The 22960-nt window shown below is 68.4% G+C and carries 33 protein-coding genes; 26 read left to right on the top strand and 7 right to left on the bottom strand.

All coding sequences use genetic code 11. The annotated features are described in order from the left end of the window. Positions 1-16: 16 nt before the first annotated feature. Together OG819_RS43050 and OG819_RS43045 are read right to left on the bottom strand one after the other, a co-directional pair. Complete coding sequence (locus OG819_RS43050; protein WP_266654791.1) at positions 17-601, bottom strand: right-handed parallel beta-helix repeat-containing protein; 585 nt, start codon at positions 599-601, stop codon at positions 17-19. Further along, on the bottom strand, positions 598-828 hold the full coding sequence (locus OG819_RS43045; RefSeq protein WP_266654789.1) for a hypothetical protein: 231 nt from the start codon (positions 826-828) through the stop codon (positions 598-600). The genes OG819_RS43050 and OG819_RS43045 overlap by 4 nt, the downstream gene beginning before the upstream one ends. Before the next feature lie 491 nt (positions 829-1319). Between OG819_RS43045 and OG819_RS43040 the strand changes: the two genes are divergently transcribed. Then, the gene (locus OG819_RS43040; protein WP_266654787.1) at positions 1320-3371 is read left to right on the top strand and encodes a phosphocholine-specific phospholipase C; all 2052 of its coding nucleotides are present in this window, start codon (positions 1320-1322) and stop codon (positions 3369-3371) included. 52 nt (positions 3372-3423) lie between these two features. Further along, positions 3424-4269, top strand: coding sequence for a phospholipid scramblase-related protein (locus OG819_RS43035; protein WP_266654785.1), 846 nt, complete (start codon positions 3424-3426; stop codon positions 4267-4269). Positions 4270-4406: 137 nt separating this feature from the next. Here the strand turns inward: OG819_RS43035 and OG819_RS43030 are convergent, their stop codons facing one another. Further along, the gene (locus OG819_RS43030) at positions 4407-5372 is read right to left on the bottom strand and encodes a DMT family transporter (RefSeq protein WP_266654783.1); all 966 of its coding nucleotides are present in this window, start codon (positions 5370-5372) and stop codon (positions 4407-4409) included. Then, entirely contained in the window at positions 5369-6259 is an 891-nt protein-coding gene (locus OG819_RS43025) for a phosphatase PAP2 family protein (RefSeq protein ID WP_266654781.1), read from the bottom strand. The genes OG819_RS43030 and OG819_RS43025 overlap by 4 nt, the downstream gene beginning before the upstream one ends. A 274-nt stretch (positions 6260-6533) precedes the next feature. Here OG819_RS43025 and OG819_RS43020 point away from each other — a divergent pair, with 274 nt between their 5' ends. Then, positions 6534-7148: a TetR/AcrR family transcriptional regulator gene (locus OG819_RS43020; RefSeq protein WP_266654779.1), complete on the top strand. Its 615-nt coding sequence runs from the start codon at positions 6534-6536 to the stop codon at positions 7146-7148. Positions 7149-7432: 284 nt separating this feature from the next. Here OG819_RS43020 and OG819_RS43015 read toward each other — a convergent pair whose 3' ends face one another. Together OG819_RS43015 and OG819_RS43010 are read right to left on the bottom strand one after the other, a co-directional pair. Beyond that, positions 7433-8809 (bottom strand): integrase, encoded by a 1377-nt coding sequence (locus OG819_RS43015; RefSeq protein ID WP_266654777.1) that lies wholly within the window; start codon positions 8807-8809, stop codon positions 7433-7435. A 437-nt stretch (positions 8810-9246) separates the two neighbouring features. Then, positions 9247-9663: a hypothetical protein gene (locus tag OG819_RS43010; protein WP_266654775.1), complete on the bottom strand. Its 417-nt coding sequence runs from the start codon at positions 9661-9663 to the stop codon at positions 9247-9249. Positions 9664-9861: 198 nt separating this feature from the next. On the opposite strand from OG819_RS43010, the gene OG819_RS43005 reads away from it, so the two are divergent. The 23 genes from OG819_RS43005 (at position 9862) to OG819_RS42895 (ending at position 22539) form a co-directional block, all read left to right on the top strand. Then, a complete protein-coding gene (locus OG819_RS43005) occupies positions 9862-10113 on the top strand; it encodes a helix-turn-helix transcriptional regulator (RefSeq protein ID WP_266654773.1) in 252 nt (83 codons plus the stop codon). 1 nt (position 10114) lies between these two features. Beyond that, positions 10115-10462, top strand: coding sequence for a hypothetical protein (locus OG819_RS43000; protein ID WP_266654771.1), 348 nt, complete (start codon positions 10115-10117; stop codon positions 10460-10462). A gap of 107 nt (positions 10463-10569) precedes the next feature. After that, positions 10570-10929 (top strand): hypothetical protein, encoded by a 360-nt coding sequence (locus OG819_RS42995; protein ID WP_266654769.1) that lies wholly within the window; start codon positions 10570-10572, stop codon positions 10927-10929. Next, entirely contained in the window at positions 10926-11513 is a 588-nt protein-coding gene (locus tag OG819_RS42990; RefSeq protein ID WP_266654767.1) for a hypothetical protein, read from the top strand. The genes OG819_RS42995 and OG819_RS42990 overlap by 4 nt, the downstream gene beginning before the upstream one ends. Continuing rightward, positions 11510-11773, top strand: coding sequence for a hypothetical protein (locus OG819_RS42985; RefSeq protein ID WP_266654765.1), 264 nt, complete (start codon positions 11510-11512; stop codon positions 11771-11773). The genes OG819_RS42990 and OG819_RS42985 overlap by 4 nt, the downstream gene beginning before the upstream one ends. Next, entirely contained in the window at positions 11770-12024 is a 255-nt protein-coding gene (locus tag OG819_RS42980) for a hypothetical protein (RefSeq protein WP_266654763.1), read from the top strand. The genes OG819_RS42985 and OG819_RS42980 overlap by 4 nt, the downstream gene beginning before the upstream one ends. Next, the gene (locus tag OG819_RS42975) at positions 12021-12242 is read left to right on the top strand and encodes a hypothetical protein (protein ID WP_266654762.1); all 222 of its coding nucleotides are present in this window, start codon (positions 12021-12023) and stop codon (positions 12240-12242) included. The genes OG819_RS42980 and OG819_RS42975 overlap by 4 nt, the downstream gene beginning before the upstream one ends. Then, a complete protein-coding gene (locus tag OG819_RS42970; RefSeq protein ID WP_266654760.1) occupies positions 12239-12481 on the top strand; it encodes a phiSA1p31-related protein in 243 nt (80 codons plus the stop codon). Before OG819_RS42975 ends, OG819_RS42970 begins: the two co-directional genes overlap by 4 nt. Then, the gene (locus OG819_RS42965) at positions 12481-12720 is read left to right on the top strand and encodes a hypothetical protein (RefSeq protein WP_266654758.1); all 240 of its coding nucleotides are present in this window, start codon (positions 12481-12483) and stop codon (positions 12718-12720) included. Before OG819_RS42970 ends, OG819_RS42965 begins: the two co-directional genes overlap by 1 nt. Next, positions 12717-12902: a hypothetical protein gene (locus tag OG819_RS42960; RefSeq protein ID WP_266654756.1), complete on the top strand. Its 186-nt coding sequence runs from the start codon at positions 12717-12719 to the stop codon at positions 12900-12902. Before OG819_RS42965 ends, OG819_RS42960 begins: the two co-directional genes overlap by 4 nt. Continuing rightward, entirely contained in the window at positions 12899-13255 is a 357-nt protein-coding gene (locus tag OG819_RS42955) for a hypothetical protein (protein WP_266654754.1), read from the top strand. Before OG819_RS42960 ends, OG819_RS42955 begins: the two co-directional genes overlap by 4 nt. Next, on the top strand, positions 13252-13764 hold the full coding sequence (locus tag OG819_RS42950; RefSeq protein ID WP_266654752.1) for a hypothetical protein: 513 nt from the start codon (positions 13252-13254) through the stop codon (positions 13762-13764). The genes OG819_RS42955 and OG819_RS42950 overlap by 4 nt, the downstream gene beginning before the upstream one ends. A gap of 246 nt (positions 13765-14010) precedes the next feature. Further along, the gene (locus OG819_RS42945) at positions 14011-14505 is read left to right on the top strand and encodes a hypothetical protein (RefSeq protein WP_266654747.1); all 495 of its coding nucleotides are present in this window, start codon (positions 14011-14013) and stop codon (positions 14503-14505) included. Between the two features lie 70 nt (positions 14506-14575). Beyond that, positions 14576-15325 carry a methyltransferase gene (locus tag OG819_RS42940; RefSeq protein WP_266654745.1) on the top strand — a complete coding sequence of 250 codons (750 nt, stop codon included), beginning with the start codon at positions 14576-14578 and terminating at the stop codon, positions 15323-15325. Continuing rightward, positions 15322-15498 (top strand): hypothetical protein, encoded by a 177-nt coding sequence (locus OG819_RS42935; protein ID WP_266654743.1) that lies wholly within the window; start codon positions 15322-15324, stop codon positions 15496-15498. Before OG819_RS42940 ends, OG819_RS42935 begins: the two co-directional genes overlap by 4 nt. Positions 15499-16317: 819 nt before the next feature. Then, complete coding sequence (locus tag OG819_RS42930) at positions 16318-16572, top strand: hypothetical protein (protein WP_266654741.1); 255 nt, start codon at positions 16318-16320, stop codon at positions 16570-16572. Continuing rightward, positions 16569-17549, top strand: coding sequence for a lambda-exonuclease family protein (locus tag OG819_RS42925; protein WP_266654740.1), 981 nt, complete (start codon positions 16569-16571; stop codon positions 17547-17549). The genes OG819_RS42930 and OG819_RS42925 overlap by 4 nt, the downstream gene beginning before the upstream one ends. Continuing rightward, positions 17546-18349 (top strand): recombinase RecT, encoded by an 804-nt coding sequence (locus tag OG819_RS42920; protein ID WP_266654734.1) that lies wholly within the window; start codon positions 17546-17548, stop codon positions 18347-18349. The genes OG819_RS42925 and OG819_RS42920 overlap by 4 nt, the downstream gene beginning before the upstream one ends. A 61-nt stretch (positions 18350-18410) precedes the next feature. Next, on the top strand, positions 18411-19022 hold the full coding sequence (locus tag OG819_RS42915) for a hypothetical protein (RefSeq protein WP_266654732.1): 612 nt from the start codon (positions 18411-18413) through the stop codon (positions 19020-19022). Beyond that, a complete protein-coding gene (locus OG819_RS42910) occupies positions 19019-19426 on the top strand; it encodes a hypothetical protein (RefSeq protein WP_266654730.1) in 408 nt (135 codons plus the stop codon). The genes OG819_RS42915 and OG819_RS42910 overlap by 4 nt, the downstream gene beginning before the upstream one ends. 97 nt (positions 19427-19523) lie before the next feature. Next, positions 19524-19757, top strand: coding sequence for a hypothetical protein (locus OG819_RS42905; protein WP_266654728.1), 234 nt, complete (start codon positions 19524-19526; stop codon positions 19755-19757). Next, a complete protein-coding gene (locus tag OG819_RS42900; RefSeq protein WP_266654726.1) occupies positions 19754-20641 on the top strand; it encodes a hypothetical protein in 888 nt (295 codons plus the stop codon). Before OG819_RS42905 ends, OG819_RS42900 begins: the two co-directional genes overlap by 4 nt. Further along, entirely contained in the window at positions 20641-22539 is a 1899-nt protein-coding gene (locus tag OG819_RS42895; protein WP_266654724.1) for a DNA cytosine methyltransferase, read from the top strand. The genes OG819_RS42900 and OG819_RS42895 overlap by 1 nt, the downstream gene beginning before the upstream one ends. 59 nt (positions 22540-22598) lie before the next feature. Here the strand turns inward: OG819_RS42895 and OG819_RS42890 are convergent, their stop codons facing one another. Continuing rightward, positions 22599-22814, bottom strand: a complete 216-nt coding sequence (locus OG819_RS42890; protein ID WP_266654722.1) for a type II toxin-antitoxin system prevent-host-death family antitoxin — start codon at positions 22812-22814, stop codon at positions 22599-22601. Between the last annotated feature and the right edge of the window lie 146 nt (positions 22815-22960).

Raw genomic sequence — 22960 nt, 5'->3', positions numbered from 1 at the left:
CCTGTCCGGACAGGACCTAGTCCGAGACCACGGCGGTGTTCAGGCCCCTGTCGTAGTGGTTGTGCGCGATTCGGATGCCTGAACTCCCGTGGAAGACGAACAGCGGGGAGGTGTACGGCGGGTGATCCGGCTCGTCCAGTCGTCGCACCGTGTTGCCGGCGAATCCGAACCCACCGACGCTCTTGGCGTTGACGACGGTGACGTCACCGATGTCGAACGTGTTGTGCTCGACCGAGATGTTGTGATGCACCGGGTTTGCCGGGGCGATCACCTGGTTGGTCGGCTCCACGAAGATGACCGGACCGGTGGGCCTGGTGAACGAGTTCCCACGGATCGTGAGATCGGCGACCGGTCCGGACTCGTACCACTGGTAGGCGTCGGCGGAGACGTAGATGCTGGCCATGGACATCCCGTCGAACCGGTTGCCCGTGATCAGGACAGGCCTCAGGGTGGTGACCAGCACGCCGCGGGTCGGTACGTCGCGGAACACGTTGCCGGAAATGACGACCGACGGCGTGGCCGTGATGTTCTCGACGACCGTGCCGCCGGTCTCGACGCCGGTGGGAACCGGCCGGTCGAAGGTGACGGTCATCGTGGTCAACGGCTTGTCGTGGACCATCCCGCTCGGCCCGTCGACCGCGCGGCCAGCAGGTCGTCGGTGGAGAAGACCGGCGCCTCTTCGCCGCCCTCGAACTGGCCGTTGACCCCGACGAACGGGATCCGGCGGGAGCGCAGGAGTTCGTACGCCTCCGGGTCCGCGCCCTCGATCGTGTTGCTGGCCGAGAGGAAGACGACGGCGGCGACGCCCCGGTCGGCGAGAGAGGTCACGAAGTCCAGCTCCTGCACTCCGCCGGGGAAGCACGGGCACGGGATCGTCTTGAGACCGTGGGGCGCGAGGGTGGACTCGATCCGCTCGCAGACGTCGGCGAAGAACGGGTTGGAGACGTACTCGGTGATGACCGCGATGAGCTGACCCCGCGTCTGCCGCTCGTACCAAGACGGTCGGCGGCGTGACGTACACGTACGCGACGCCGACGGTGCGGGCGGGGGCGACGGCGGTGGTGCAGGTGGCGGACTGACGCGAGCGCCGCTTCCTCGTCAGCCCTGAGCCGTTCGCGGGCGTTGTGCGGGTTGCCGGAGCCCTTTGCGACGACTGGCTGATGATCCGTCCGTCACCGTTCGCCTCACGTACCGCCGACTTTCACATCGGCGTCACAGGACCCTTCCCTGAGGTTTGGTGCTCTTGGAACACTCCAAACGCGCACGTTCCATCAGCACCCGGCCATCCCTGGCCCGTCAGGACAAGAGGTCACTCACCCATGCCTCAAGTGAACCGACGCCGCTTCCTCCAACTCGCGGGCGGCACCGCGGCGTTCACCGCGCTGTCCGACAGCATCGCCAAGGCCGCCTCGATCCCCGCGGGGCATCGAAGCGGCACGATCGACGACGTCGAGCACATAGTCGTGCTGATGCAGGAGAACCGGTCCTTCGACCACTATTTCGGCTCACTCAGAGGCGTCCGCGGCTTCGGTGACCCCCGCCCCTCCACGCTGCCCAGCGGCAAGTCGGTCTGGCACCAGTCGGACGGCACCAAGGACGTGCTGCCCTTCCGGCCCACCGCCGACGACCTGGGCCTGCAGTTCATCCAGGACCTCCCGCACGGCTGGAGCGACGGGCACACCGCGTTCAACGCGGGCAAGTACGACAAGTGGGTGCCCGCCAAGTCGTCGACGACGATGGCGTACCTGACGCGTGAGGACATCCCGTTCCACTACGCGCTCGCCGACGCGTTCACCATCTGCGACGCGTACCACTGCTCGTTCATCGGCTCCACCGACCCGAACCGCTACTACATGTGGACGGGATACACGGGCAACGACGGCAAGGGCGGCGGCCCGGTCCTCGGCAACGACGAGGCGGGCTACGACTGGACGACGTACCCGGAGCGGCTGGAGGCGGCCGGGGTCTCCTGGAAGATCTACCAGGACGTCGGTGACGGCCTCGACGCGAACGGCTCCTGGGGCTGGATCCCGGACGCCTACCGCGGCAACTACGGGGACAACTCGCTGCTGTACTTTAACCAGTACCGCAATGCCAAGCCCGGCGACCCGCTCTACGACAAGGCCCGCACCGGCACCGACGCCCGCAAGGGCGAGGGCTTCTTCGACCAGCTGAAGGCCGACGTCAAGGGCGGGAAGCTGCCCAAGATCTCGTGGATCGTCGCGCCCGAGGCCTTCACCGAGCACCCCAACTGGCCCGCGAACTACGGTGCTTGGTACATCGCTCAGGCCCTGGACGCGCTGACCTCCGACCCCAAGGTGTGGGCGAAGACGGCCCTGTTCATCACCTATGACGAGAACGACGGCTTCTTCGACCACCTCGTGCCGCCGTTCCCCCCGCAGTCCGCCGCGCAGGGCAAGTCCACCGTCGACGTCGGCCCGGACCTCCACAAGGGCGACGCGAGCCACGCCGCCGGCCCGTACGGGCTCGGCCAGCGGGTCCCGATGCTCGTCGTCTCGCCCTGGAGCAAGGGCGGTTTCGTCTGCTCCGAGACCCTCGACCACACCTCGATCATCCGGTTCATGGAGCGCCGCTTCGGCGTGCACGAACCCAACATCTCGCCCTGGCGGCGCGCGATCAGCGGCGACCTCACCGCCGCCTTCGACTTCTCGTGCAAGGACGCCAAGCCGGTCGCGCTGCCGGACACCGACGGCTACCAGCCGCCGGACCACGACCGGCACCCCGACTATGTGCCGACCCCGCCGGCGAACCCCGTCCTGCCCCGGCAGGAGCGCGGCTCGCGCCCGGCCCGCCCGCTCAAGTACGCGCCCCTCGTGGACGGTTCGGCGGACGCGGCGGCCGGGAAGTTCACGCTCACCTTCGGGTCGGGCGCCCAGGCCGGTGCCGCCTTCTTCGTCACCTCCGGCAACCGCACCGACGGCCCCTGGACGTACACGACCGAGGTCGGCAAGACCGTCTCGGACACCTGGAACTCGGCGTACTCCAGCGGCTCGTACGACCTGACGGTGCACGGCCCCAACGGCTTCCTGCGCGTCTTCAAGGGCCCCGGCAAGACCGCCGGACCCGAGGTCACCGCGCGCCACGTCGGCGGGAACGTGGAGCTGACCTTCACCAACAAGGGCTCCGCCACCGTCGAGCTCAAACTCACCAACGGCTACGGAGGGCGGCCGAGTTCCTTCAAGGTGCGGGCCGGCGCGACCGTGCGGCACACGGTGGACCTGCGCGCGAGCCGGCGCTGGTACGACCTGACCGTCGTGTCCACCGCGGACGCGGGGTTCTTGCGGCGGTTCGCCGGACATGTCGAGAACGGTCGACCGGGTGTGAGTGACCCGGCAATCGTCACCGTCTGATGGATATCTCGGCTCTGGTCAATTTCCAGCCAACTCACGGTAGTGTGCCCCGGTGACCACGCATTCGAACACTCCTGCAGGTTGGTACCCGGATCCGCACGGGGCGCCCCAGACGTTGCGTTACTGGGACGGCTCGCAGTGGACCGAGCACACCAACGGGGACCAGGCGGCCCCGGCCGGGCAGACGGTTCCGCAGCAGGGCCAGCAGCCGTACGGACAGCCGACGGCCGGTCCCGACCCTCGCGTGCAGAAGCAGGTGCAGCAGCAGGCGGGTGTCGCGGGTGGCGGTGCCGGTGGCGGCACCCTGTTCACCGAGCCGGTCCTGGTGGTGAACCAGAAGGCCAAGCTGATCGAGCTGACCAACGAGTACAAGGTCATGGACCAGCAGGGCAACCAGCTCGGCGCGGTCGTCGAGGTCGGTCAGAGTGGCCTGAAGAAGGTGCTCCGCTTCGTCTCCAGCCTCGACCAGTACATGACGCACAAGCTGGAGATCCGTGACGCCCACGGGCAGCCGGTACTGCGGCTCACGCGGCCCGCGAAGCTCATCAAGTCGCGGGTGATCGTGGAGCGTCCGGACGGACAGCTCGTCGGCGAGATCGTGCAGCAGAACATGATCGGGAAGATCAACTTCGCGATCAACGTCAACGGCCAGCAGGTCGGCGCGATCAAGGCGGAGAACTGGCGCGCCTGGAACTTCGCCATCGTCGACCACACGGACAACGAGGTCGCCCGGATCACCAAGACCTGGGAAGGTCTCGCCAAGACGATGTTCACCACGGCGGACAACTACGTCCTCCAGATCCACCGCCAGCTCCCCGAGCCCCTTCTGAGTCTCGTCGTCGCGACGGCGCTCACCGTCGACACGGCGCTCAAGCAGGACGCCCGCGGGCTGGGCTGAACCGGCGCACAACAAGGCTGAACCGCCGTAAGACAAGGCTGAACCGCCGTAAGACAAGGCTGAACCGCCGTAAGACAAGAAGGGCGGCCGCGGAGAGTTCCGCGGCCGCCCTTCTTGTCTTACGTTCTCCAGGAGACCTAGAGGGACGTGAGCTGACCCGAGCCGGACTGTTTCGGCAGCAACGACGGCTCGTACGCCGCCGATCCGGGCTCCAGCGCCAGCACCGCCGCGACGGGGTGCTCGTCCGTCGCGTCGACGTCGATCAGGGGTTCGGGCAGCGCCGGCTGAGGCACCGAACGCGACAGCGTCACCACACCCCACGACGCCACGCCCGCACCCACGGCCGCCAGCAGCAGGCCCGCCGCACCGCCCTGCAACTGCTCCCCGAGCAGGAAGAGGCCGATCGCCGCGGCGGCGACCGGATTGGCGAGCGTCACGACGGCGAGCGGAGCGCCCAGACCGCCTCGGTAGGCGGTCTGCGACAGGAGCAGTCCGCCCGTCGCGAACGCGGCGACGAGCAGGGCCACCACGATCACCTGGGCGCTGAGCAGGGAGCCGGAGCGATCCGTCACCGCCACCGTCACCGTCTGCGTGAGCGCGGAGGCGACACCCGAGGCGAACCCGGAGGCGGTCGCGTGCCGCAGTCCGGGCCGGGCGCCGGGCCGCGAGAGCATACCTATCAGGGCGGCCGTCGTGGCGGCCACGCCCAGCGCCTGCGGCACGCTCAGCTCATTGTCGGGCGCGGGCCCGGAGGCCGTGACCAGTACCGCGGACAGTCCGATCAGGGTGAGCGCGGTACCGCGCCACTCGACCGCGCTGACCCGCCGTCCGGCGACCCGCGCGCCGAGCGGCACCGCGGCCACCAGCGTGAGCGCGCCGAGCGGCTGCACGAGCGTGAGCGTGCCGTACTTCAGTGCGGCGACGTGCAGCAGCGCGGCGGAGCAGTTCAGCACGACGGTCCACCACCAGGCCCCGCTGCTCAGCAGCCGCAGCGTGCCCGAGTCGGTGGTCCGGGAGGCCAGTCGCTCCTGGGCCACGGCCGCGGCGGCGTATGCCACGGCTGAGAAGAGCGAGAGGACCACCGCGGCGAGAGTGGCGTTCATCGTCCTGCCCCCACGAGCTCCGGTAGAGATTCCTTTTCACCAGCCCCGCCGGCCCCGCTGGAATTCCCGGCTTCTCCGTCGGCTTCCCCGGAAACTTCATCGGCGGCGGCACGCCAGGGCGCCCAGGCCCCGTGCGGCAGACGGATCACGGCCAGTGCGAGGCCCAGCAGCGCGGTCGCCACGATCGCGTCGAGCCAGTAGTGGTTCGCCGTACCGACGATCACCAGCAGGGTGAGCAGCGGATGCAGCAGCCACAGCCAGCGCCCGCGGGAGCGGGTCGCGGCGATCAGGCCGATCGCCACCATCAGCGCCCAGCCGAAGTGCAGCGAGGGCATCGCCGCGAACTGGTTCGCCATCCTGTCGGTCGCCGGGTGTGCCCCGTACACGGTGGGCCCGTACACCTGTCCGGTGTCCACCAGGCCCGCAGCGGCCAGCAGCCGGGGCGGGGCGAGCGGGAAGGTGAGGTGCAGCGCGAGGGCGGCGGTGGTGACCGCGGCCAGGATCCGGCGGGCCCACACGTAGTGGACCGGGCGCCGCAGGTACATCCAGACCAGGAAGGCCACGGTGGCCGGGAAGTGCACGGTCGCGTAGTAGGTGTTCGCGAGGTGCACCAGGGTGTCGCCGTGCAGCAGTGCGTCCTGCACGGACCCTTCGCTCGGCAAGTGGAGCGTCCGCTCCCAGTCCCACACGTGGTTCGCGTTGCGGAAGGCCTCGGCGGTGTGGCCGTCGGCCAGTTGTCGGCCGACCTTGTATATGACGAAGAGCCCTACGACGAGCAGGAGCTCACGTATGAGAGGCGGCCGTGTCGCGGTGTTCGGCGGCGAGGGCCGCCGTATGGCCGCGGCCGGATCTGGTTCTGCTTCGGCAGGCTCGGTTCGGGATTCCATCCCCCGGCCCCTTTACTGACGGTGTTGCTTGGGGTGGTGCGCGGTGAGCCCAGGACAGAATCCACTCGGTCGCTCGAGACTCACTCGAGAGCGGAGTGGGTCCTGTCCAAGGCTCATCGATACGGAAGTGTACCGATACGGAAGTGTACCGATACGACGGTGTGCCGATACGCCACTGTACCGATACGGCGACGTACCGGTACAGTGGCGTATCGATTAGACTGTGTGAAGCGGAACACCCGGCGAGCCACCCACACGAGCGAGGAGATGAACCATGACGTCGCAGGCCGCGGACGAACCGGAGACGGTCGTCGCCTCGCGCCGCTCCAAGATCACGCCCGAGCGTGAGCAGGAGTTCTACGACGCCGTGCTCGAACAGATCCGCCAGTGCGGATATGACTCGCTCACCATGGAGGGTGTGGCCGCGAGCACCCGCTGCAGCAAGTCCACGCTGTATCGCCAGTGGAAGACGAAGCCGCAGTTCGTGGCGGCCGCGCTGCGCGCCAACAGCTGCCCGCGCTTCTCGGGCGTCGACACCGGCACACTCGCGGGGGACCTGCGCGCGATGGCGCAGGCGGCGGGGGACTGGTCGGGTCGCGACAGTCAGCTGCACCAGGCGCTCGGACACGCCGTGTTCCAGGACAAGGAACTGCAGGAGGCGCTGCGCGACGCGCTCATCGAGCCCGAGATCGGCGCGGTCAAGGAGATCCTCGCCCGCGGGGTCGCCCGGGGCGAGGTCGCCGCCGACCACCCGGCGCTGGAGTTCATCCCGGCGCAGCTGTTCGGTGTGGTGCGGGTACGTCCCGTGATGGAAGGACGGAACGCCGATGCGGCGTATCTCACACAATTCATCGAGGCCATCGTGATTCCGGCCCTCGGCCTGACCTGAGACTCAGGTCGCCGTCCGCGGGATGACCGGACGACGGCCTGCTGGCGCCGCACCGTGGGGACGGGGGCGGCGCACACCCCCGGCCGGGTGGGGTTCCTCTTGAGCGGAGGGGCGCCCCACCCGGCCGCATTCGTGTCCGGGGCTGCGTGGCTCAGGGCCTCGCGTCTCCGGGATGATCCGCCGGACAGGTCCTGGGTGTCCCCTGGACGTCCGGACCGCCTAGACGTTCTGCCCGTTGCCGCTCAGGCCGGACGCCACCTTGATGCCCTTGGTGATGTCGTCGATCACAACTCGCCTAGCACCGGCAACTCGCTGAACTGCGGCGGAACACCCCCGTCAGGAGCAGATGGGAGAGGAGTGGGAAACGGCGGAGTCCACAACCCCCGCGCCACAACATGCTTCTCCCAGACCGCCTGCAGGTACTCGACGATACGCATCTCCATGCCGATCGTCACCTTCGAGTAAACGCCCTCCATGCCGGCCACCTCGTGGCCCATACGGGCCTCCTTCGCCACGGTCGAGATGTCCGCCCCCGGCTCGTCCAGCAGCTCGCGATGCCAGTGCCGCAGCCGGTACACGTCCTGCCCGGCCATCTCCGGCACCGCCGGGATCTCGGGGCGCACGTGCCGCATGTACTGGGGGCGCGGCTTGCGCTCCTTTGCCCCGTCGCGGATCGGCCGCCAATAGTTCTGCGTGAACTCCGTCGTCAGCAGATGGCCGCCCGTCATCGCCGGGAACACCCACGGCGAGGCGTGCGACGCCAGCAGCGCCTCATGGATCTCATGAAGGAATGGAGGCATCACCAAGGTTCTATAGCTGTCGTACTTCGGCCCGGCCAGCGTCGGCACGTGGTCCACGTAGTACGACTGGTGCTGCACCCGTAGCGCGTGCATCCCCTTATACCGCTTCGCCGCCTCCCGGCCCCGCGCCGCAACAGGGTCTGCCGCGGGCCAGTTGGGCGACGCGAACCTGCGCTGCAGCCCCACCATTTCGCCGGGAGGACGCATCCCGGTAAAGGCGATGGTCCAGATGTAGGCCCAGCCGGTGAAACCCCACACGTGATAGGCGTTGACGGCGAGCTGGTGGACAGCCGCGAACGGCAGCTCCTGCTTGATCCGCCGGATCTGCCTCTTGGAATAGCGTCCACGCCTGCGCTGCTCGATGACCGGGGACTCGCCGCGCAGCTTGTACTTGATGACCGCGTCGTCCATGAGCATCTTGAACAGGCTGAGCAGGTTGCTCGAATAGTTGTCGGAGTACTGCGCCTTGATCTGGCGCTTCCATACGTCGTAGTCGACGGCAGTGATCTCACCGACCGTCCACCGCGCCCAGTACGGCACGATGACCGTCTTCAGCATGGACTTGTATCTGCGTTCGGAGTTGGGCCGCAGATCGGCCGCCTCGTGCCAGGTCCAGCAGTACTCACCCATCGGCGTCCGGCCGCCTGCCCGCGGTGTGTGCTTGCCGTGGCGAACCTCGTGCTCGCGGTCCAGGCCGAAGTCGTGGGCCTCGCCCTCGTCTTCGAAGGGCACGCCGGCTGAGGGACCGGAGGCGGACTCGTACTTCTTCTTCCGTGTCGGTCTGCCGTCGGCGTCGAGAATATATTCGCCGCCCCACCACTTCACGCGGATCGAGCTGCCGCGTACCTCCACGTAAGGCATGCCTGCCCCCTTGGGTGAATATCGGTCGCGGTAGTCCGGCAGGTACTCCTACCACCAGGACTTCCGCGTCCGTCCGCTCAGGTGCCGAGCCAGCAGTTCCGGCATCCTTCGCAATCTCCTCCTACACGCCTCACGATCTCTCGCATCGAGCGCTGCGCTTCCTCGCTCGTCTCGATCTCGGGAGGCGCTACACAGATCATTCTCCCATTGGTTGGACCGGCCCATCCGGTGAACTCGGGACCGATGGCGACTATGGACAGAGTGCTCTGCACAACTGGTTCCCCCTTCCGGGTACTAACGGGGAACCCCCAAGGTGTGACACCGAGTCTGCCACGTTCTGGGCTACTTGGGGCCGTGTGGGACCAAAGAGGGTAAGAGGAAGTTGAGTGACAACGCCTGGGTTGCAAATGGTTGTACGCAGATCGGCTGAACTTTGGTCAGACGACGCCCCGCTTACGCAGCTCCTCCAGTACGCGCTGGTTGAGGTCGAGGATCTGGTCGGCCGTCAAGTCTCCCTTGAAGCCGATCGCCGCACTGTTGACGGCGTCTCCCACCTGACGCTTCAGATCTTCCTTCGGGATGACCGCGATCCCGCTGCCGGTGCCGGCCGGGGAGGTCTCGGAGATGACGGGCTCACCGCCCTCGAGGACGCGCAGGCAGCTACCGGACGCCCATTGCAGTGCGCGCTCGATGCCGGTGTAGGAGGTCGCCCGGACATCCTCGCGGGCTGCCTCGACCTTTTTCCAGGTGTCCTTACTCATGCCGGCGAGCCGTGCGGCCGGTTCGATGCCCAGCTTGAGCTCCAGGCGACGCCCCCGCACGAGGTGCGCCAGACGTTCGAGGTCATTACCCATGGGACACATCCTGCCAGGACCCGCTAGGACCAGCTAGGAGCGGGGCAAGCGAGTCCGGAACGCGACGGGTCTGTTGCGCAAAGTGATCGGTCATTCGTCCGACCGTCAAGCCTTGGGGATGGCTTCACGCTGCGTCGAACCGCTAAAACACGCTAGTAGCCGCTAGACGTGGCCGCTAGAAGCCGCTAAATTAGCGGCATGGAACAACCCCCTCCCACCTACCAGGTGAAAGGGGCGGAAATCCGCAAGCTCCGCATGCAGGCAGGGCTGAGCACCGACGAGATGGCCCGAATAGCCCTCATCAGCAGGCGCTACCTCAACCACCTCGAAAACGGATACCGCACCCGCATGAGACCAGGTCCCTACCAGCGGCTCCGCACTGCGCTCGGCCTGTCGGCCGACTCCGAACAGATCATCCATCCCCCCGAAACCCCCTCAGAGAAGAGGTGACATGTCCTCCCGAAAGCCCGCCCCCACCCCGCAGGGCTACTACCGGGTCGAAGCGGCCGTCGTGCAGCTCGGACTCGCGAAGGACGAGAACGACACGACCGGCCGGCGGTGGCTCCGCGACGGCGCGAACCGCAAGCCGGGCGACAAGCGAGGCAAGGCCTTCCCCCACAGTCGACTGAACGGGCTGCTCGTCTTCAGCGACGCGGACCTCGCCGAGATCTACGCGATGCACCGCAATGCCCCGAACCACAGGGGCCGCCAGCGCGGCAGCCGCGTCATCGGGCGAACCGTCATCGCGCCGCAGGACACCGCAGACGCCGGACGCCACGAACTCCAGTCCGCCGCTTAACGCGGCAAGCCCCCACCGCCGGGCTTCCACACACCGGCAGCAGGGGCCTCGCGGCCCGAGAGCCGCGCGATCCACCACTCACCACTCCGAAGAGAAGAGGCAGATCGGTGCCTACATTCAAGCAGAACCGCCCTCCGGAGATCGTCCGGCAGACGCCGGTGACGACCGGCACGAAGAACCTTCTCGTCTCCACGGTCCGCATCGGCGGCGGCTACTACGACACGGTCATCTTCGACGAGAGCGACGACAAGCAGCACGCCGGGTTCTTCCTCGGTGGCTACGTCATCAACAGCTCTTCCAAGAAGGCGGGCAATCGCGAAGCCGCCATGGACGACCACCGCGAGGCCGTGCACGCCGCCCGCACCGACAAGCCCTTCCCGCCCAACGGCGGCCACGACTCGGGCTGCGCCTACGTCGGCGGCATCAGCTCCAACTGCACCTGCTCGCCCGAGGGTGGTGCGGCGTGAAGTGCGGCGAGCCGAAGCCCGGCGGTATCTACGAGGACTGCGACAAGGAACTCAGGCACGGGGGCGATCACAGCTACCTCGGTCGACGCTGGCCGCGCGTCACACCGGCCGAGGGCGACTGGGACGTCAACGAGCTCCTCGACAACCAGACACCCCGCGAAGCGTGGGGCGTGATGGAGCGCAGCTTCCCGATCATCGTCACCGAGACCACCACCCGCGTCATCTGGGTCGAGGCGGAAGACGAGGACCGGGCGCTCGCCTACTACGGCGACGACTGGTCTGAGGTTCCGCTGAAGAACGCGGAAGTCCTCTGTGCCGACCTGGAGTTCGAGCGCCCCGACCGGCACCAGCGCCAGGAAGCGATCACCGCCAGCGGCTACGGCAGGAAGATCGGCCCCCTGGTCTCGTGCCCCGGCTGCGGCGCGGAAGCCTTCCGCCGCGAGTGGATGCACAAGCCGCTGCGGAAGTGCCACGGCCCGATCGAATGGCGCGAGACCTCGAACACCAACCCGCAGTGGCGGTGGCGTCGCGAGTACCGGACGACGCCGGTGTACGGCAGCACCCCGGCGGCGGTGACGGCGTGACCATCATCAACCCGGCCCTGGCCGCCGCGATCGCCGCGAAGCGCGTCCCGCTGTCGGCGGACTACGCGCCGCAGCCCGCCCACCGCTGGCAGCAGCCCCGCACGGACCTGATCCGCACACTCCGCGACTACATGCCGGAGACGGCCGCGACCAAGGCAGTCGACAAGCTCGACGAGGTGATCGCCGAGGCGCTGCTGGAGGGCGCGAGGAAGCGCCCGACCGCGCTGCTCGGCTTCACCAACGAGGAGGCCGGGCGATGACGACGACCCCGCGCTCGATCCGCGACCTGGACGTGCCGCTGGAGACCGTGCAGGCCCTCGTCGCCCGGCAGAAAGTCCAGGCCCGCACCGAACGTCTGCGGGAAATCCTCGCCCACCCGGAGATCGCGGAGAAGCCCGGTACCCGCGGTGAGCTCGCCGAGTACCGGCACCTGCTGCTCGACGCCGACCCCGACTCCACCACCCGCCAGTTCGTCGACCTCGCCAAAGGCAAGCCCTGGAGGGCACTGTGAGCCAGACCCGCGTATCGCAGACGGCCATCTTCCTCGGTGACGAGGCCGACGACATCAGCCTCGACGTCCACGACGGCCACCTCACGATCGGCCTCGGCGCGGCTGCATCGATCGGCCTGGACCTGGCATCCGAGGCGGCATTGGCGAAGCTCGCCGAAGCCGCTCAGAACGCCCTGCACATCGTGCAGTTGCGGAACGCGCTGGCGGTCGCGTCATGACCGGCTTCCTCGACGGCATAGCGATCGACCTGGATCGGGTGCAGGTGGCTCTGGACGGCAGCCGCTGGCTGTGGACCTGCGACCACACCGAGTCTGGCGAGCCGCTGATGCTGCGCCTCGACCCGGCCGGCGCCGGAACGCTGCCCCTGCCGGTCGTGTACGCGGGCCACGGACCGCTCCTGGCCGAGACCCAGCCGACGACCGCCGCCATGTACCGGCAAGTCCTGGAGGCGGCCTGATGGGCATGGAGCTCGCCGACTACGGCCCGAAGCCGACCACCGCGAAGGCCGTCGAGCAGCGCAAGGCCGCGATCCGCATCGCCGACCAGATCGGCAAGGAACACCCGCACCCGCTCGACGACGAGGACCCGGCCCAAGCCGGACGGGAGCTGGCCAAAGACCCGGCGATCGCCGCCGGGGTCCTCGAACTCGCCGACCAGCTCGGCATCCGACCCGACCAGATCCGGAGGCCGGCATGACCGCCTACGACGCCTACCTGACCGCCCGCACGCTCGCCGCGAACGGCCGCCTCGACTCGGACGCGGTCACCCACGCCGACATCGACACCGCAGCCGACCTCGCCGGAGCCCAGCGCCCCGCCGGCTCCGACGACCGGCACACCGTCCGCCTCGCCCTCGACGCCATCGGGGAGACGCGATGACGACCACGACCACCGTGACCGAGATAGCGGACGTCCTCGACCAGGCCCGCGCCCACATTGTCCGCGTCGGGTTCTGCAAGAAGTACCTGTACAGCACGCCGCAGGCCCGGAACGGACTCCCGCTTGACCGCTGCGAAGTCGACCTGATCGGCGCGATCAACGTGGTCGTCCATGGAACGCCCCTCCACCCCGTTACGCCACTCACCACGGCCGTCGAGAAGGCGATCGAAGCCCGCATCGAAGCCCCTTCCCTGGCCACCTGGTGCGACTACAAGGGCAACGGCAAGCAGCAGGCCCTCGACCTGCTGCGGGAGACCGCAGACCGGCTCCGCAGGACGGAGGCGCCGGCATGAGCATCACCATCCCGTTCGTCAGCCGCCGCGAGAAGCCGCGCAAGGCGAACCGCGTCGAGGTGAAGCTGGCCCGCACCAGGGAGCAGCTCGCCGCCGTCCGGCAGGACAACGTCAAGCTCCTCAACCGGCAGGCCGAAGCCGACGACTTCTTCGCGCTCCTCATGAACGACGTCGTCACCACCAATGAGGCCTGGCAGCAGGAGAAGAAGGCGCGGACCCTGCTGGAGGACATCAACCGCAGCCTGCGCAGCGAAGTCGACGCCTGGCAGGAACTAGCCGACGACCTTCGCGCTCAACTGGCGCCGTTCCTGGCCGCCGAAGCCAACGCGAACCGCGTTGACGTGCCGCCGATGGTCCGCCCAATCGACGGCCCGGAGGACCAGGCGACAGGGCCGATCTACGTGAAGCCGCTCTGGGAAGCGCTCGGCGTCCACTACGCCGGACCCGGCGCCGCCAGCCCGGCACACGTCCCGGCGTGGGCCGTGGCCGACGAGCCCGCCGCCACCTGACCTGCCGGCCGGGCGGCGATCCGCTCCCGCCCGGTCGGCGGCCCAACGCAAGAACCCCCGAGCGCTCGGAAGGAGAGACGGATGTCCGCATGGAACTGCGAAGACTGCAGGCGTGAGGTGATCGGAAAGATCCGCCGCGGGCGCTGCCAGCCCTGCTATCGAAAGCACCTTGCGCAGCTACGCGAAAGCGGATCGGAAGCGCCAGCGCAGCCAAGGAAATACCGGCCCCGAAAGCCCCTACCTCGGTTGACTGTTGTAGATCGCATTTTCCGGCACACCACCCCCGGCTGGGGCGGCTGCGTCCTCTACACCGGCCACCTGAGCGCGCAGGGATACGGAGTCTCGACCGTCGCTGGGCAGCCCGCCGGAGCGCACCGCCTGGTCTACCTCAGCCTCGTCGGCGAGATACCTGACGGACTGATGCTCGACCACGTCTGCCACTCCAGCGACGCGGACTGCGTCGGTGGCCCGACCTGCATCCACCGGCGCTGCGTGAACCCGAACCACCTGGAGCCGGTGACTCCGGCCGAGAACAACATGCGCGGCCGGAGCCGAAGCGCCGAGAACTTCCTCAAGACGCACTGCATGCACGGCCACCCGTTCACGCCGGAGAACACGCAGCTGTTGAAGCGGCTTCGACACGACGGTCAGCCCCAACGGCGCTGCCGCGAGTGTCGCCGCATCGCCAACAGGAAGTGGGCTCGCGGCACCAGGAAGCAACGCCGGCGTCAAGGCGCATAGCCCAAAACACAAACGCCCCGCCGGGCGAATCGGCGGGGCATCCGACACCGATCATCCCACGGAGAAGAACATGAAGGTCCCCACCGACGTCATCGCGGTCCTCGGCCACGCCGAGACGGACGGTCCGCGGCTCATCCTCACCGGCGCCCTCGACCGGAAGCTGTACCTGGACACCGCCAAGGTCATCGAAGCGGCGGGCGGGAAGTGGAGCCGCAAGGAGCGCGTCCACCTGTTCGACGGCGACGCCATCGACGCCGTCGAGCAGGTCATCCTCACCGGTGAAGTCGTCAGCAAGAAGCAGCAGTTCGGCTATTTCCCCACCCCGCCGCTCGTCGTGAAGCGACTCATCGAGTTCGCCAAGCTGGAGCCTGGCATGGAGGTGCTGGAGCCGTCCGCAGGCCGTGGGGCGATCGCCGGGCCGATCGCTGAGCTCGGTTGCCACGTCGACTGCGTCGAACTGCAGCGGGAGAACGCGCTCGCCATCAGCGACGCGGGCATCGGACGCGATCTGGCGGTCGCCGACTTCCTGATGGTCGAGCCGTTCGAGTCCTACGACCGGGTGGTGATGAACCCGCCGTTCGCCCGGCAGGACGACATCCGGCACGTCATGCATGCGCACCGATTCCTGAAGGACGGGGGCTTGCTGGTCGCGGTCATGTCGAACGGTGTCACCTTCCGCAGCACGCCTTTGACGCGCGAGTTCCAGGCGATGCTCGCGGCCGAGGGCGGCGGGCTGCACGGCCTGCCGGAGGGCGCGTTCAAGGAGTCCGGCACCGGCGTGAACACGGTGATCGCCGTGATTCCCAAGGGCGCCGAGTGACACGCCGCAAGCCGGAGCCAGTCGACCCGGCGACGCTCCCGCCGCCCGCGGTCATCGCCCGGCAGATCGAAGCCGATCTCGCCAAGGCCTTGCATGAGATCCGGGCCGTCGCCCGAAGCCTCGAAGGCCCGCCGCCGGAGACGCCCGACGGGCAACTGGCCCTCGACCTCTGACCACAACTCATAGCCGCCGCGGTGTAGCGCCCCCCTCGCTCCCGCGGCACCCAGGGCCGCCGCCTCGCGGCACCCCCCAACCAACAGGCGGCGGCCCGCCCTTAGTGCACCCAGGAACCGGAGATATGCGATGGAAGAACGGATCTGCATCGACTGCGACAAGGAGGTCGAGGGGCCGTATACCCGCAACCGGTGTCGCCCCTGCTACCGCCGGCACATGCGAGCGCTCAAGGCTGCGACCCGCGTGTTCATCTCACGCGCAGAGCATCCCGGCAAACGAGCGCTGGCCAAGACGACCCCCGGACCTTCTGGTTGCGTGATCTACACGGGCACCGTCAATAAGGACGGATACGGAGAGATCCGCTCCGATCGCGCCCGCCGCTACAGGCCGATGCCTGCATACCGCGCTGCTTATGAACTGCTGATCGGCGAGGTACCGCAGGGGCTGGATCTGGACCACAGCTGCCACACGGAGGACAGCTCCTGTCCTGGGGGCGCCTCATGCCTCCACCGCAGGTGCGTGAACCCTCACCATCTCCAACCTGTCACCCGCGCCGAAAATCTTCGTCGGGCCCGGAACGCGTCCTGGCACAACCGCCAAAAGACGCACTGCAGCCGAGGTCATGAGTTCACGCCCGAGAACACGATCGCCCAGAAGGGCTCGCGCCCGGACGGCCCACCTCGTCGCCAATGCCGGGCGTGCCGCATAGCCACGAACCGCGCCTGGCGTGAGCGGAGCCGGCGTAAGGCCGACGCAGCCGAGTAGTTCACCGCACTCCAGGTCAACGCCTTCCATCAACACGCCCTTTGGAGAACCGCATGAGCACCAACAGCCCCACCATTCCGCCGGACATCGCCGCGCACGTCCTGTTCCACTACGGCCGCGAGGGCGGCTACCAGGCGGGCGGGTTCACCGAGAGCCTCGTCACGGCCATCGACCGGGCCGACCCGCCCAACCGTGACCGGCTAGCCCTCGGCTTCCCCGAGTACGTCGCCGCCGTCGTTGCCATCCAGTACGACCCCAACGGCGTCGAGCGGCTGCAGGCCATCGTCCGGGGCGAGGTCGCCGCGTGACTACCGCCCTCTCCTACCCGTCTGGCGCCGTCCTCGCCCTCAGCCCCGACGCGCCTCGAAACGAGTGGCACGCCGTCCGCAAGACCGGTATCGGCGGCTCCGACATCGCTGCGATCTGCGGCCTGAACAAGTGGACGTCTCCGCTCGAGATCTGGCTGAAGAAGACCGGCCAGAGCGTTCCTCGCCGCGACAACCCGGCGCTCGACGAGGCCGCAGAGATGGGTCACGAGCTCGAGCCCGTCACCGCCCGCCGCTTCACCAAGAAGACCGGCCTGCCGATCTACGACAACCCGGGCACCCTGCGCCTGCCCGACATCCCGTGGGCGATCGTCAACCTCGACCGCACCACCGAAGAGGCGGGCCTGCCCGGCGTCGTCGAGCTGAAGTCCCGCTCGAGCTATGCCCTCGCCGACTGGGAAGACGACACGCCCGTCGACGTGCAGGTACAGACCCAGTGGCAACTCCTGCTCACCGGCTGGTCCTTCGGCTACAGCGCCGCACTGATCGGCGGACAGCGCACCATCGTCCACCGCATCGAACGCGACGAGAAGCTCATCAACGACCTCCTCGCCATCGCCGCCGAATTCTGGGGCTGGGTCGAGACCGGAACGCAGCCGCCCCTCGACGGATCCCACGCCACCGGCGAACTCCTCGACCGGATCCACGCCAACCCGAATCGCATCGACACCACCGCCGACCCGGCTGAAGTCGAGAAGTGGCTGACCGCGCGACGCCTCGCCAAAGCCCAGCTCGAGGCCGCCGACAGCGCGCTCACCGAGGCCGACAACCACCTCAAGCAGATCGCCGGCGACGCCACCGACGTCTACATCCGCGGCGAACTCGCCTACACGTGGCGGCCCCGACGCGGCCAGATCAGCTGGAAGACCGCCGCCCTCGAGGCCAACCCGGACCTCGACCCCGAGCCCTATCGGGGCGAAGACACCCGCACCCTCAACGTCGTCATGGAGCAGCAGTGACCAACGATGCCCGCAATGCCGTCGCCCGCCGCGCCGAAAACGTCGGCCAGGTCCAGAAGAACGAAGCCGATCAGCAGCCGACCCTGGCCCAGCAGATCGAGCGGATGAAGCCCGAGATGGAACGCGCTCTGCCCAAGCACATGAGCGCCGACCGCATGGCGCGCATCGCGCTGACGCTGATCCGCAAGAACCCTGACCTGGCGAGCTGCACCACGCAGTCGTTCCTCGGTGCGCTCATGACCTGCTCGCAGCTCGGCTTCGAGCCCGGCTCCCCGACGCAGGAGGCGTACATCATCCCCCGCAAGGGGCAGGCCGAGTTCCAGCTCGGCTATCAGGGCATGGTCACGCTCTTCTACCAGCACCCGATGGCGTCGTCGGTGAAGGTCGAGACCGTCCGCGAGAACGACTACTTCGAGCACGAGGAAGGCCTCGAGGAGAAGCTCGTCCACCGCCCCTGCAGGACCGGGCCTCGAGGACGCGCCATCGCCTACTACTCCGTCGCCCAACTGGTCAACGGCGGGCGGACCTTCAAGGTCATGTACCCGGCCGAGGTTGAAGAGCGGCGCCAGAAGTCCTCCCACCCCAGCTCCAAGGCGTGGAAGGAGAACTACGACGAGATGGCCAAGAAGACCGTCCTGCGCAACCACTTCAAGGCCCTGCCGAAGAGCGCCGTACTGGCCCGCGCCATGGCCCACGACGGCACCGTCCGCACCGACCTTGCGGCCGACGCCATCGACGTTCCGCCCGAGTACCTGAGCGAGCCGCAGCGCCCTGAACTCGGCGCCGGCGGCACCGACTAGCCCGCACACGACGGGCCGCCCCGCGGGCATTGCGGGGCGGCCACCCCAAAGGAGATCACACATGACCACGTTCGAGACCCCGAAGACGCCCCGCGAGTTCGTCAAGACGATGCTCCGCTCGGCGATCGAAGCCGACCGTCTCGCCGACGAGAACATCAACGACCACTGCATCCGCGAAGCCCACATCCACGCTGCCGTCAACGGCCTCGTCGCCGCCATGGCCATGGAAATGCTCAGCCGCTTTGCCACCACCTCCGCCGAGTCCTCAGCCAACCAGCTTGACCAGATCCTCACCGCAGGCGACCTCGCCGGGCCGCTCTACCGCATGGCCCAGAACCTCGATTTCGACCCCAACCAGTGGATCGCCGACTTCAACGAGCGGGCCGCACGACGGGGCGCCAAGCCCGAGGCCGGACGCCGTGCCGCACACATCGCGCTAACCACCCTCGCCGACCGGTGGGAGCAGATGGCTGGTCCCGCCCCGGACCCGAGCGAGGGCCTGTTCGTCGACGAGGTCACGCCCGCCGAGTCCGCGCGGGTCGAGCGCGCCAACACCTACCGCACCGCGGCCTCCGATCTGCGGGACGTCCTGCGCACCGGCCGGATCCCGCACCCGCTCATGACCGACGCCGAGCTCGAGCAGCACGGCACGCCCGAGGAGGCAGCCTCATGAGCTACATCCAGCCCGCCTTCGACGGCTCCCACCTCGCCGCCGCGGCCCCCGCCGTCTCCCGCCGCATAGTCGACGACTACGAGGCGTGGATCGACGAGGTCACCCCCTACTACGTGGCCGCGGCCGACTCCCGCGAGCCGTTCACCATCGACGAGGTCGCCCGCAAGCACCAGCTGCCGGATCCGCCGAAGCCGAAGTCGATGTGGGGGAGCCTCCCGATCCGCCTCCAGAACGAGGGGATCATCCGCCACCACGGCGGCAGCACCAGCGCACGCGCCGGACACAGCATGGTCCACGAATGGATCGGCGTCCCCGCCCCGATGCGGGAGCTGGTCGCCGCACAGCGCCGCAAAGAACGCGCCGCACGACGAGCCGCCCGGGCAGCCGAGAGGCGGGCCGCGTGATGGCTCTCTTCCTCGCCTGCCTCGCACTCATGACGGGCATCGCTGCCCTCGCCTACCGGGCCATCACCCGGGCCGCATCCAAGACCGGGAGGCGGACGTGACTCCCGAGCAGATCGACGCCGTTGCCCACGCCTACGTGTGGATCGACGACAAGGTCCGCACCTACGGGCCCGGCCTCGCCGTCGCCAGCGGCCTCGGCGGCACCTGGTGGACCACCCGCCAGATCCGCATCCGCCTCACCATCTGGCGGCTCGAACGCCACGCCAACGGCCGCGGGATACGCGCCCTGCTCGACGAAATCAACAACCCGCCCCGAGAGGAGAAGCCATGACCACCGTCCGCCAGCCGCCCCAGCACGGTGAGCGCCGCTGCTACCTCCGCGGATGCCGACGCCCCGAATGCGTGCAAGCCAACCGCAGGTACTGCAAGCAGTACCGCATCGCCACCATCCGGCAACCCGTCCGGGTCGACGCCACCCCCGTAAGGCAGCGCGTCGAGGGATGGTCCAGCCAGGGCTACAGCCACGTACAGATCGCGCAGGCCGTCGGCGGCAACAGCGGCGACATCAGCAAACTCCTCAGCGGACAGCCCACGATCGCACCCCGAGTCGCCGCCCGATACCTCACCTCGCCCGGCCCTACCGGCATCCCCTTCCACGCCACCACGGACAGCACGGGAACGGTCCGCCGCGGCCGGGCACTGCACGCCATCGGATACCCGCTGTACGAGATCGCCCGCGGGCTACCCGTGAACAGCAACTACCTCGGCCGCATCCTCGACGGCCAGCACCCCACCATCCGCGCCGCCGTCGCCGAGGCCATGACCGCCCGATACCGGCAGCTGCAATGGAAGCCCGGCCCGTCCCACTTCGCCGTCCACGGTGCGGCCCGCCGTAACTGGCACGGCCCTCTCGCCTGGGACGACAACATCGACGACCCGCAGGCGCAGCCAGAAAAGACCAAGCCGTACAAGCCGGTCGCCAAGAACGGCCGCGACTCGATGCGCAAAGCCGAGATCGAACACCTCTACCTGCTCGGCGAATCCATCACCTCGATCGCCAAGCAGCTCGGCGGCAACGAGAAGTACATCACCGACCAGCTCGCAGCCGTCCTCCGCGACCGCGCACGCCGAGCCCAGCAGGAGAAGACCGCCTCGCGCGACCACATCCAGCAGGAACTCCTGGATCACCCCGACACCGAGAAAGCAGCCGCCTGATGGACCGCAACGACAACGTGCCCCACCTGTACGACATGTCCCCGCGGCAGGCTGAGGAGTTCCTTCGGCAAGCCGAAGACCGTCGACGGGCCGCAGGATGGACCACGGACGGCGACCTCACCGTCATGGACTGGTTCTGCGGCGCAGGCGGCTCCAGCCAGGGCATGCACTCCATCCCCGGCGTCCGGATGGCGAGGGCGGCAAACCACTGGGAGCGGGCGATCGAGTCGCACGCCGCGAATTTCCCGGAGGTCGACCACTACCGCGGCGACATCCGCGAAGCGCCCGTCGACAAGTGGCCCGTCACCGACATCTTCTGGGCTTCCCCGGAATGCCCGCAGTGGTCGAACGCCCGCGGCAAGAAGCGGGACTTCGACGCCAGCCTCCAGGGCGACCTCTTCGACGGCTTCGGTCCGTCCGAGGAAGTCGAGCGCTCCCGAGCGCTCATGGAGGAAGTCCCCATGTACCTGCGCGGCGTGCAGCAGCGCGGCGGCCTCGTCAAGGCGGGGGTCGTCGAGAACGTCGTCGACGTGAGGGCCTGGGACCAGTGGGACCGGTGGATCGGCGAGATCAAGAAACTCGGCTACCACACGCGGGTCATTGCCCTGAACTCAATGCACGCGGACCCGCGGACCGTCCACAAGGCGCCGCAGTCCCGGGACCGCCTGTACGTCGCCTATTGGCACAAGAGTTTGGGTCGGACGCCGGACTGGGACAAGTGGCTGCGACCGCGCGCCTGGTGCACCGGCTGCGAGACGTGGGTGCAGGCCGTACAGCGGTTCAAGCAGCCCGGCCGCGACATGGGCCGCTACCGCCAGCAGTACGTCTACCGCTGCCCCAACGCCACCTGCCGGAACCAGATCGTCGAACCCGAGACGCTGCCCGCCGCCGTCGCCATCGACTGGACGATCCCGGGTCAGCGCATCGGCGACCGGACGAAGCCGCTCGCGGATAAGACCCTCGCCCGCATTCAGGCCGGCCTCGACAAGTTCGCCCGCCCGATCACCCTCGAAGCCGCAGGCAACACCTTCGAGCGCAGGCCCGGCGTGCGGACCTGGCCCGTCGACGCACCGCTCACCACGCAGACCACGACGGCGACGAAGGCCATGGCCTACGAGCCGTTCATGGTTCCAGCCGGAGGAACCTGGCGCACCGATCCGTCGAGCGTTCTGGATCCCATGGCGTGCCGCACCACCCGCGAGAACGACGGCCTCGCCATCCCGCCCCTCCTCATCCCCGTCGAGGGCCGCGACGGCAAGGAGCCGCGCTCAGCGAACGATCCGCTCCGCACCCAGACCGCCCGCAACGAGACCGGTCTCGCCTGGCTCCCGTTCATGGTCACCATGCGCGGCGGCGGCGACCAACTCCGCGGCCGATCCATCGGCGAGCCCGTCGGCACTGTGTCCGCAAACGGCAACCACCACGGCCTCGTCACCCCGAACCTGCCCGCCATGGTCATGCGGAACAACGGCTCGAAGGGGAACGGCGGCGAGCACTGCACCAGTGCTGCCGAGTACCTCCGCACGATGACGACGGCCGGCCACCAGTCTCTCGTCAGCTGGGAGCACCTGCTCGTCCCCTACTACGGCAACGGCACAGCGAAGACGGTCCGTGAGCCCGTCGGCACGCTGTCGACCCGTGACCGGTACGCCCTCGTCCAGGGCGACGTCGACATCAACGACGTCCTCTTCCGGATGTTGGAGCCGCACGAGATCGGCCGCGCAATGTCCTTCGCCGACGCGTACATCGTCCTCGGCTCCAAGCGCGAGCGGGTCCGCCAGTACGGCAATGCCGTCACCCCCAACTGCGCCGAGGTCATCGTCTCCGCGCTCGTCGAAGCGATCACCGGCGAGGACATCGAGAGGCACGCAGAGCCCGAACTCGCCGTAGCCGCCTAGCCCGGACACGACAACGGCCCCGCCGTACAGGCGGGGCCGGAGAGGAGAGGGACGTGACGTCAGTCGGAGTCTGTGGCCGGCGCGAGGACGCGCTCCTCGCCGAGGGCTGCGAGCGCGCGCTCGTAAAAGTCCATGCCGACCAGGACGGCGACGCGCTTTCCACGGCTGGTCAGCACGGTCGTCTCGTCGAAGTAGCGAGCCTTCTCGATCGCGTCGGCGAGCGAGTTGCGGAACTCCGCGATCTTCTCCTGGTGCTCCTTCTTGGGCGCGGTCATGTCGGGAGTGTACCTCAGGATCATGGTGTACTTCACCGCGTTCACCGCTATGATGTACACGAAGCGCCACGAAGGTCGCCGCGAATTGCAAACCCGCCATGAGGCGCGCCGATTTCAATTCGCGCCCCGACCAATTCGAATCGTCC

Source organism: Streptomyces sp. NBC_01549, assembly GCF_026339955.1.
In the GTDB taxonomy this organism is placed as follows: Bacteria; Actinomycetota; Actinomycetes; order Streptomycetales; family Streptomycetaceae; genus Streptomyces.
This window is presented reverse-complemented; position numbering and strand designations above follow the sequence as displayed.